This window comes from Sphingomonas sp. 10B4 (assembly GCF_035019905.1).
GTDB lineage: Bacteria > Pseudomonadota > Alphaproteobacteria > Sphingomonadales > Sphingomonadaceae > Sphingomonas > Sphingomonas glacialis.
In genome coordinates this window covers 1-248 of the sequence record NZ_JASJVC010000483.1, presented here as the reverse complement: position 1 = coordinate 248, position 248 = coordinate 1, and the positions used below count along the sequence as shown (strand labels likewise).

The 248-nt window shown below is 56.9% G+C and carries 1 protein-coding gene; it reads left to right on the top strand.

From position 1 onward, the window contains the following. Positions 1–248 (top strand): tyrosine-type recombinase/integrase (locus tag QN347_RS20585; protein ID WP_323494516.1); only part of this gene is annotated, 248 nt, incomplete at both ends.

Here is a 248-nt window from a genome sequence, read left to right as displayed (position 1 = left end):
AGTGTATGTCGAACGCCACGCTGAACCGTGTCGGGCAGATAGTCGTGGAGCGGTCGAAAGCGAAGGGTCTGCCAATCGAAAATTTCAGTGTGCATGACCTGCGCCGCACCGGTTCGACCATCCTCAACGAGTTGGGCTTCAACAGTGACTGGATCGAGAAGTGTCTTGCCCACGAAGATGGCCGTTCATCACGCGGCATCTACAACAAGGCTGAATACGCCGAGCAGCGCCGCCACATGCTGCAAGAG